Source organism: Liquorilactobacillus vini DSM 20605 (assembly GCF_000255495.1).
Lineage (GTDB): Bacteria > Bacillota > Bacilli > Lactobacillales > Lactobacillaceae > Liquorilactobacillus > Liquorilactobacillus vini.
This window is the reverse complement of record NZ_AHYZ01000019.1, coordinates 1-9,759: the sequence shown is the minus strand read 5'-3', so window position 1 is coordinate 9,759 and position 9,759 is coordinate 1. Positions and strand designations below refer to the sequence as shown.

Sequence of the window (9,759 nt, the reverse complement as noted above, 5' to 3'; positions counted from 1 at the left end):
AAAGAATTACGTCGATTGGTTTAACAATCGACGAATATCACAGAAAACAAAAGTCATGACTCCCTGCGAATACAGGGAACATGCCTTAGCAGTTTAAAAATATTCAATTTTGTCTAACTTTTGTGTTGCACTTTAAACCGCAGAATGTTTGACGACTTTTTTTATATTTTAGAGGAGGATCTGAATTTGTTTGAATGTGTGAATGTATTTAAATCAATTAAATCAAGTTAGCTACTTGCATTAAGATTGGCACAACAATTACGAACAAGACAGTTGATGTTGTAACAAGGTTAGTAGCGTAGTCAACATCACCATGTGATTGATCAACTAGAATAGGTAGGACAGCTAAACCAGGAGTAGCTGATTGAATGATGAATGAGTTTGATTCGATAGTTGGTAATGAAGTACCCATCATTGAACCACCAATAAGAATAATGCTAATCATGATTGCAGGAGCAACCACAAATCTACCTAATAGAGCTAGGATTGTATCACGGTCGAATCTGATTGATTTCAAACCTGCATCGGCTAAGATAATACCGATGTAGATCAATGACATTGGTGTAACGATACCACCGACCATGTCCAAAGTCTTGTTGATCCAGTCAGGAACTGGGATAGCAAGTAGTAAGAAAACAAGTGATACTAAGAAACCAACAAGTGGAGCAGGAAGTAATTTTTTCCAGTTAAAGTCTTTCTTAGCACCCTTTTCAACGGTTGGATCATCACTTGAGATGAAGAAGATACCAACAGCCCAAGTTGAAATTGTATTCATAACATAGTAGATAAGAAAGTAAGGTAAACTCTTAGTTCCAAATAAAGCCATGTTTAGAGGTAAACCGATAAAGATGGTATTAGCATTAACGAATATGTTAATGAAAGTACCACGACGGCCCTTTCTAATACGGAAGACCTTTGTTAAGATCCATGCAATGATGTAACCAATCGTGAAACTGGCGAAGGTAAAGATCAGTCCGCCGGACAAACTTGCTAATTTATCTCTGTTCAAATATTTAAGAACAGAGACGAAGATTGAAGCAGGTAAAGCAATTTTCATAATGATAAATGAAATATTGCCTTTAAATTCGTCGCCTAAACGTCCTGATCCTCTTAGCCAATACCCCAAAGCAATGACAAGAACGATTTCAGCAACACTTTCAAGTGAAGTGATAAATGCAGCCATGAATAAATTCCCCTTTATTTAACAAAAATTTTAATTAATATTTAGGTTCCCACTTAAGATCAGCAACTGCTTTTTTAGCGTCTGTAGCAGTTGTTAATTTTTCGTCAATAGCTTGTTGAGCAACACCATTGGCAACAGTCATACTGAACTTGTCTAGTTGTGAAACTGGAGGAAGAACAGCAGCACCAGGTTGTGTAGGATCAACGATACCACCCAATGAGTGAGCAGCTTTGTTGATCATGCCATCTGAAAGAATCTTAGCATTAACAGCCATAGAACCAAGACCAAGACCTGGGTAAACTAAAGCGTTATTTGCTTGACCGATATGATATGTAACACCATTGTATTCAACGGGTTCAACAGGAATACCAGTAGCAATAAGAGCCTTGCCATCAGTCCATTTCAAAAGGTCTTCAGCCTTAGCTTCAGCAAGCTTTGTAGGATTTGACAATGGGAAGATAATTGGACGTTCTGTATGAGCGGCCATTTCCTTGATAACAGCTTCTGTAAAGGTACCAGGTTGTGTTGAAGTACCAACAAGAATAGTAGGGTGAACAGCTTTAACAACAGCTTCTAAGTTTGTTAATTCATCAGCATTAGTAAATTCACTACGTTTTCTTGTAAATGGCTTTTGTTCTGGTGTTAAATCTTCAGTATCATCGAACAAAAGACCTTGTTTGTCGACTAGGTAGAAATGTTTTCTAGCTTCATCTTCAGAAAGTCCTTCTTCAACCATTGCATCGAAGATTCTCTTAGTAATACCAGCACCGGCAGTACCAGCACCAAATGATAGATAAACTTGATCTGTAAGTTTTTCCTTGGAAATATTCAAAGCACCAAGAATACCAGCAAGAGTAATAATACCTGTACCTTGAATGTCATCATTGAAGGTAAGAATATTATCTTTGTACTTATTTAAGATGTTAGCAGCATTGCTACGGCCAAAGTCTTCAAAGTGAAGATACATATCAGGGAATAAGTTTTCAGCAGTTTCAACAAATTTGTCAACGAAGTTGTAGTACTTGTCGCCAGTAACACGTTCGTGATGATTACCCATGTATAGATCATCAGCTAATAATTCTTTTCTGTTTGTACCTACATCAAGGACAACAGGAAGAACTGATTTAGGATCAACACCAGCAGCAACTGTGTAAACCATTAATTTACCAACAGAGATGTCAACACCTTGAACACCCCAGTCACCAATACCAAGGATACCCTCACCATCAGTAACAACGATTAACTTGATATCGCGACCAGCAGATGCATTCTTCAATGATGCTTCAATATCATCTTGATCATCGATTGATAAGAAAGCGGCATTTTGTGGATCTAAGAAGAGGTGACTGTAGTTTTCAATTGTGTCAGCGATTGTTGGATCATAAACAACTGGCATAAATTCATTAACATGTTGACTGAATAACTTGTAGAATAAAGTAACATTTTCATTGAAAAGATCCATCAAATACATTCTCTTAGCCAAGAATGTATCCTTATTAGAATAGTTTTCATAAGCTTGTTCGACTTGTTGATCCAAAGTTTGCACGAATGGTGGCAACAAACCTTCGATGTGATTTTCTTTTCTTTCTTCCTTAGTAAAGGCAGTACCTTTATTTAAGAAGTGATTGTTTAATAGATCTAAACCCTCATATTTCATAAAATGATTCCTCCTAATTTAATTTTCTAACCATAATCACATTATAATAAAAAGTATGATTTGTTATATCAATATATATAAACATAATTTTCATATATTGAATTTATAGAAAATATTAACTTAGCATATTTTTTTATATATTGTTTTCTTAACTAACTTTTAAAGAGTATCATATACCATAATAAAAAATATAGTCAAATATATTAACTTGGTAGATTGCAAATTTAATCCGAATTTTTTGACAAATTGGTCAGCATGACCTGATAAGGTGTTTGCCAGTCAAGTATTTTAAGTGGTCTCTGATTAATTTCGAGTAAGGTGGTTTTCAAGCCTTGAGCACTAATGTGATCAAAATAAGTCCCCTTAGGATAAAAATAGCGTAAGTTCCGATTAAATCGTTCATTACTGCCGCGCTCAGCTGGCGTATAAGCATGGCAGTAATAGGTCTTAATACCATATTGTGCTTCAAGTGATACTAGACCGCTAAACTCAGTGCCACGGTCCACCGTAAAACTATGCACCGGGCCATTAAAAGTTCCTAACCACTTTTAATGAGAGCGTAAAATATCATCATAATTCAATGTCTAGTTCGAAATTTATAATTAGAAACCTTTTTGGGGCAAATTACATGGATACTATTTCTTAGTTAAAATATGAGTCTAGTGACTATCGGTTGAAACTAAAGCAACTTTTTTGACAACGCTTACCAACATGCTGTAATCTTATTTAATATATAACAAATAATCTATATACTCTTTTCCATATCTAAAATCATATGAATGGAGGTTATTGAAATGCCTTGGAATGAACAAAATTACCCACCATCAATGAAAAATTTGAAAAAAGTGGTTCGAAAAAAAGCTATTGAGATCGCAAATGCGCTTAAAGAAAAAAATTATGACGATAAGCGGGCCATTTCAATTGCTACGGAACAAGCGGAAAAATGGTATCAACATCGCTCTGATTTAAAAGACGACACTCCATTCAAGAAGAATTTAAGGAGGCATAGCTAATGATATCACTTTTGGAAAAACACCCAAACAAAATTACTCCTCATATACCAATAGAAAAGCCTAAAAAGCAATTACCACAAAGATTTCCAGTAAAGACTCCACCTGAAAACCCCCAAATAAATCCAGAAAAAATATACCCTGAAAAACAACCTGAAGAGCCGGTTAGGCGTGATTAATAAGCCGTTTATGTTAGATTACAAATTCCAATTTGAAGGGGGCCACATAAATCAGAGTGAATTCCCATGAGGCATACTAAATACAATATTGGAGACTACGTTTTAAATTGCAAATAATTCGGATTAAATTTGTAATCTACCTATAGTCAAAATAAAGCCAGCGAAAGCGAGGAGGACGTCATGAAACAATACACGAAATTTTTACTGATGATTCTTGTCTCTACAGTTATTATGTATGGGTTAATGTACCTTAATGTGTTCCAATTAGATCATATTTTTCTAAGCCAAACGCGACTGTATATGGCGCTAATTATGGGCGCCACCATGGCCATTGTAATGCTGTTATTCATGTGGTCAATGTACCAGAATAAACGTTTGAACCGCCTGATCCTACTTGGTAGTGCGGTGATATTTGCTGGCTCGCTTTATCTAGTTCGTAGCCAAGCGACCGTGCACGATGCAGCTTGGATGCAAGAAATGATCCCCCATCACTCGACCGCGATTCTAACCAGTGAACGCGCGCAACTCAGCGATCCGGAAGTCAAAGCCCTCGCACAGAAGATCGCTAAAACGCAACGTGAAGAGATCACGGAGATGAAACGATTATTGAAAAAAGTTGCCGATCAATAGATCAATAGCTGATAAAAAATTGCAATAGTAAGTTAGCCAGTGCCGATAAAGCACACAGACGAAAGGGCTCATGGGAGTTCCAGGTGGATCAGGATTAGGCGGCGCGGCCTTTGCGCGCACGTGCTAATTCCTTTCGAAATACTTCAGCTGGTGTACAGAACTTAAGTAAGCGGCGCGGGAGATGGTTGAGCCGAGATTCAGCTTGACGGGCCAGACTGGGTGTAGCTAGATCGAGTGATTGCCCCTTAGGAAAGTAACGTCTGAGTATACGATTGTGGACCTCATTAGTGGCGCGTTCGGCCGAGCTATAAGGGTGGGCATAATAAGTCTCGGCAACACCCTCAAGCTCAGCCGTTAGCGTGGTGAACTCTGTTCCGTTATCCGCCGTAACTGTCCGCATAACGTCACCGAATTCAGCCGTAATATTTTGCATGGCATAAGCCACAGATTCAGCGTCTTTACCCTCGATCAAGCGGACAATCTCATAGCGCGTTTTACGTTCGGTAAACGTTAATAGGACACTCTCGCTACCAGCACGTTTGCCAATGACAGTATCGATCTCAAAATGACCAAACTCGTGGCGCGTTTCTACTCGCTTTGGCCGTTCTTCAATACTACGACCGAGTAGGCGCTGATGTTGGTGCGAGTGGTGCTGGGTCGTCCGGCGTTTTGTTTTTTCCAGCAGATCAAGGTTACGGATCTCCAATAGTTGCGCATCGATATAGTTGTACAAAGTCTTCGTACAGACCATTTTGGCCGGCTTAAATAACCGGTGCTTACGGGCATAACCAACAGCAGCGTCCGGAGACCAGCCCTCATGGCAGAACTTATCATCAAAGTAGGCTAAGAAGGCCGTCACTTGGCTAAATTTTAATGGACGTCCACAGTTTTGCCGCTTTATTTCATAGCGATTCTGAGCGGCTTCAGGGCTGTAAATTTCAAAGTAGTGTTTCTGATTATTAACGCGTTTAACTTGCGTGACTCGACCACGCTTGAGCTCATTATTGACGGTCTGGTGGCAGACGCCTAATCGAATCGCTATTTGCCGTGCTGAGCATCCTTCAACGTGCCAAGCGGCGATTTGACCGCGTTCGATTTCCGATAAATGGTGACCTTTTGGGCGTGGTGTGATAGACTGTTCTTGCATCAAGACGAAAACTTCTTTCATTGTTTGTTGTAGGAACTTCAATGATACCTGAATTTTTCGTCTTGGTGTTTTTTTTTACCATTTTGGCTGCGTGGCTAACTTAATTATAAAACGCGCGCCCCTTCGATAACTAATGGTTTTCTAATATTTGTGGTAGTAATAGTATAGCTCAAATTTAACGCAATTTCAGTTTCCGCGCAAATAATCGTCTCAAAAATTATCATTCTTGACATGCGACGCGTTATTTGACGTTAGTCATGGTTTAAACGTGCTTATTAGTTGGTTTGTTGTTCGTCCGCCGATGTGCGTCCTAACGTGCCAACACGTGTGTACGCCGATTTCAGTATATTCAAGCATTAAAATGTGGTGTCGCAGCCAGCTGGAGTGCAAGTTGGGTTGCACGTTCGAGCAAATCGTTTGTTTGTTGTTCCCAGCGGGCCGCGAGTGTGTTGGCCGGGTCGTGCAGACTAGTTAAGATATGTTGGGCGACTTGCAACGCGTGTGGTTGATGTAAACTGGTAGCCATAGTTTGTAGCGCGTCAGCTAGTTGTTCGCCTTCAGTTAGCTGTCGAGTCACTTGCATGGGGGTTTCGATGGCAACTTGTTCGTTGGCGCGCTGACCCGCCTGAATCCAATTATCCGTACTAGCTGGCACTGGTAACCAGAGCATCAGTAAAACGAACCACGTTAAGCAGGTCAGTTGGGACAGATCAACGCCCGCACCGGCCCATGGGTTCAGGTCTAAGTTACGTAATTCCAAGTATTGAATCCCATCCTGACATAGTTGTGAATGACCACCGGCATGACGCAATCGAACCTGACCGTAAAATTCCTTGGTCGCACTTAATTTTCCATTATCAACGGCCGCTTGCAGTGTTTGACAATAGTCATTTAACGACGCGTACGAGACCGTAACACCCGGCCGATTGGTATACCCGCTAGAACTGTTGCGTAAGCTTCGAACGGGCTGGGCTGGTGGCGTAAGACCAGACTGTGGCCAGCAGCGTGGTGAGCAGCCATAAAGATACGTCAGTAGCCAGCGATAGTGCAAATAATTCTGCGCAATGTGCAGGTAACAGCGATTTTGAAAGGTAGTGAAATCACGACTATCTGTCTGGGCCTGATACAATCCCATCATCAGACTAGCCGCTAAGCTTACATTACAGTGAACACCTGACAACATTTGACGTCGTCGGCCATAGCGGTGAGCAAGTCCTTGTCGATAGGCGACAGCGGCCGCATCCAACTTAGCAATTGGAATATCCCGGTCTTCTCGTGGAAGTGTGGGCGGCATGCTTAGCGGCCAAATCAGTTCAGGCAGAAGCCTTTGCCGGACTTGTTGTGTGAGCATCGTTAAGGCGTGCAACGCAGCAACCGCACTTGCTTGCGGTTGGGTGACTAACTCCAACTGTGTCTCCGCAAAGTCCCGTTGCAGGCCGGACAACTCGCTGATAAGTGTTGGTGATAATGCCGTATCCGCCAAATGACCGGTCACCGTTACCCGCTGGCCTTCCCGTTCCAGCCCAATCTGAACAACCTGTGCATTGATCAACGCCGCATTTTCCATTAATAATTGTTGCCACTCCATCCACTCACCTCGCTGATTCAATCTAAATTTATCGTAGCATAGTCCCGACCTTGGTTCACTGATTATGACCTATTATTTAGCTGACTTACCATTACGAAATGAGTTTCCGCGCGTCCCTGCTTGATCATCCAAAGGATCAAAAAAACGAGTACCCAGTATTACCGGGTACTCGTTTTTAGGGTAATAATATCGGGTCTAGAATTTTTGGTGTTGGAAAGTATTTCCATTCCAAAAGTACTAGGCCCTAATTTAAAAAGCCATTGATAATGGATCAAAAACGGCCACTAGGGTATACCCTATTGGCCTTTTTCATTTCTGTGCTATACTAGGAATTACAAGTGTTCATTAGAACTGCCCAAAAGGAGAATTGGAAATGGCTAAAATCGGTTATGCGCGTGTGAGTTCCAAGGAGCAACATTTAGATCGACAGTTAGCGGCTTTAAAAGACGTTGATAAATTATTTACGGATAAATTAAGTGGGGCTAACACTAATCGGCCAGAACTGCAAAAAATGCTGGCCTATATTCGTGAGGGTGATATTGTAATGGTCACTGAATTAGATCGCTTAGGCAGAAACAACCAGGATTTGACTAAGATCATGAACTCTATTCAAAATAAGGGGGCCACCCTAGATGTGTTGAATTTACCGTCCATGACAGGGATTGCTGACCCAAATTTACGTCAACTGATGACCAACTTGATTATTGAACTCTATAAGTATCAGGCCGAAAGTGAACGTAAGCGAATCATTGAGCGCCAGCAGCAAGGAATTGCCTTAGCTAAGCAGCAGGGTAAATATCATGGGCGCAAACCCCAATATACCCAAGACGATCCCCACTTGCAACATGCTTTTAAGCTTTATCGAGCTGGCATGAGTGACATTGATGTGTCCCGAAATACAGGTATTAAACGGACGACCTTTATTCGATACCGTGTGAAATACGGTATTAAAAGAAAATAGGGCCCCCTTTTGGTTAGCACATGAGGTATACCCCCAAAGTTAAAGTAAAAAACTTTAACTCTGGAGGTATTTTTTTATGACTAAGATTTCAAAGACCGTTAAATTGCGTGCCCTGATTGACTACTTTGATGGTCAAGGCAGTCTGAAGACCATTGCTAATAAATATCAGATCTCACTAACTGTCTTTCACATGCTGGTGGCCGCTTATCGGACGCATGGGGCGAAAGTTTTGTTTGAGCCGCCTCAAGTAACGCCAAAATTTAAAGTTCAAGTTGCCAGCTGGGCGATTAGTCATCATGCCTCATATACTCAAGTGGCTGCTGAGTTTGGCTATGTCGGCAGCTCACAAATTTATCAGTGGAAAGAAATTTATCGCAATCAAGGGCCAAATGGGTTATTGTGTATATCAAAAGGACGGAAACCCAAAATGACTCATAACCAAAAGAAACCAGCTAAAAAATCATCAAAAGCCAAAAAGCCAACGCCAGAACAGAATCGATTGAAACAATTAGAAGCTGAAAACTTAGAATTACGAATCAAAAACGAAGTGTTAAAATTATTGGCCTCGATGAAGCAACCCCCCAAGAAATCGCCCAAGTAATCTGCCTACTCGAGGCCCAATTCAAATTAGCGGACCTGTTACGGGTTCTTCCAATCGTCCCCGCTACTTTCTTCTACTGGCAAAGTAAATTTAAGCAACCCGATCCCGATGCCCAGCTACGGGACATTATCATGTATATTTGGAATAATGACCATCACATGGGCATTATCCGGATTACGCAAGTGATTAGAACTGAGTTTAATCTTAAGGTCAACCATAAGCGAGTTGATCGGTTAATGAAGCAGCTTAACATTTACGGTGAAGGCTATCATAAAAAGACGCGTAAATATGATTCTTCGAAAGGGCCTGAGGGGAAGCGGGTTAAGAATAAATTGCATCGACGCTTTCAAACCGATCGGCCTTATCAGAAAATGGTTGCCGATGTAACTGAATTTAAAATTCCAGCGACGCAAGAAAAAGTCTATCTCGAGCCAATTATGGACTTATACAATAACGAGATTTTGACCTATGCCATTACTGCGGGTAGTCCGAACCTTAAATTTGCCTTACAGCCTTTAAATTCATTGATTACTTCAATTCCCAATCAGCCTTATAAACAATTTTTACACACTGACCAGGGGTGGCAATATCGCCATCAATCCTGGCAGAAGAAGCTTAGGAAAGCTAAACTGACACCAAGTATGTCTCGACGGGCCACTTGTTTAGACAATGCCTGCATGGAAAGCTTTTTTGACAAATTAAAGGTTGAGTTAGATGATTTATCAAATTACCGTTCCGCTGAAGAATTAATAACGGCGGTTAGAAATTGGATCACTTATTACAACACTCGCCGCATCCAATCA

At 40.9% G+C, this 9,759-nt stretch carries 11 protein-coding genes and 1 pseudogene; 7 read left to right on the top strand and 5 right to left on the bottom strand.

Annotated elements, in window-relative coordinates:
- Positions 1-97 (top strand): IS3 family transposase (locus ON15_RS12135; protein ID WP_141567370.1); only part of this gene is annotated, 97 nt, incomplete at its 5' end.
- A gap of 120 nt (positions 98-217) precedes the next feature.
- Here ON15_RS12135 and ON15_RS00770 read toward each other — a convergent pair.
- From ON15_RS00770 to ON15_RS00760, 3 genes and pseudogenes are all read right to left on the bottom strand, one after another.
- Positions 218-1,183, bottom strand: coding sequence for an AEC family transporter (locus ON15_RS00770; RefSeq protein WP_010579561.1), 966 nt, complete (start codon positions 1,181-1,183; stop codon positions 218-220).
- A 34-nt stretch (positions 1,184-1,217) separates the two neighbouring features.
- Positions 1,218-2,840, bottom strand: a complete 1,623-nt coding sequence (locus tag ON15_RS00765; RefSeq protein WP_010579560.1) for a malolactic enzyme — start codon at positions 2,838-2,840, stop codon at positions 1,218-1,220.
- 224 nt (positions 2,841-3,064) lie between these two features.
- A pseudogene (locus ON15_RS00760) lies at positions 3,065-3,388 on the bottom strand (IS30 family transposase); the annotation flags it as partial.
- A 246-nt stretch (positions 3,389-3,634) separates the two neighbouring features.
- On the opposite strand from ON15_RS00760, the gene ON15_RS00755 reads away from it, so the two are divergent.
- From ON15_RS00755 to ON15_RS00750, 3 genes are all read left to right on the top strand, one after another.
- A complete protein-coding gene (locus tag ON15_RS00755) occupies positions 3,635-3,853 on the top strand; it encodes a DUF2188 domain-containing protein (protein WP_010579558.1) in 219 nt (72 codons plus the stop codon).
- Positions 3,853-4,029, top strand: coding sequence for a hypothetical protein (locus ON15_RS11670; RefSeq protein ID WP_020090529.1), 177 nt, complete (start codon positions 3,853-3,855; stop codon positions 4,027-4,029). The genes ON15_RS00755 and ON15_RS11670 overlap by 1 nt, the downstream gene beginning before the upstream one ends.
- Before the next feature lie 180 nt (positions 4,030-4,209).
- Positions 4,210-4,659 carry a DUF305 domain-containing protein gene (locus ON15_RS00750; RefSeq protein ID WP_010579557.1) on the top strand — a complete coding sequence of 150 codons (450 nt, stop codon included), beginning with the start codon at positions 4,210-4,212 and terminating at the stop codon, positions 4,657-4,659.
- Positions 4,660-4,753: 94 nt separating this feature from the next.
- On the opposite strand, the gene ON15_RS00745 is transcribed toward ON15_RS00750, so the two are convergent.
- Together ON15_RS00745 and ON15_RS00740 are read right to left on the bottom strand one after the other, a co-directional pair.
- Positions 4,754-5,827: an IS30 family transposase gene (locus ON15_RS00745; protein WP_141567369.1), complete on the bottom strand. Its 1,074-nt coding sequence runs from the start codon at positions 5,825-5,827 to the stop codon at positions 4,754-4,756.
- A gap of 328 nt (positions 5,828-6,155) precedes the next feature.
- Positions 6,156-7,394 (bottom strand): glutamate--cysteine ligase, encoded by a 1,239-nt coding sequence (locus tag ON15_RS00740; RefSeq protein WP_010579555.1) that lies wholly within the window; start codon positions 7,392-7,394, stop codon positions 6,156-6,158.
- A 373-nt stretch (positions 7,395-7,767) separates the two neighbouring features.
- On the opposite strand from ON15_RS00740, the gene ON15_RS00735 reads away from it, so the two are divergent.
- The 3 genes from ON15_RS00735 to ON15_RS00725 form a co-directional block, all read left to right on the top strand.
- A complete protein-coding gene (locus ON15_RS00735; RefSeq protein WP_010579554.1) occupies positions 7,768-8,355 on the top strand; it encodes a recombinase family protein in 588 nt (195 codons plus the stop codon).
- Between the two features lie 76 nt (positions 8,356-8,431).
- Entirely contained in the window at positions 8,432-8,956 is a 525-nt protein-coding gene (locus ON15_RS00730) for a helix-turn-helix domain-containing protein (RefSeq protein WP_010579553.1), read from the top strand.
- On the top strand, positions 8,884-9,759 hold an 876-nt coding region (locus ON15_RS00725), incomplete at its 3' end, for an IS3 family transposase (RefSeq protein ID WP_169313773.1). The genes ON15_RS00730 and ON15_RS00725, both read left to right, overlap by 73 nt.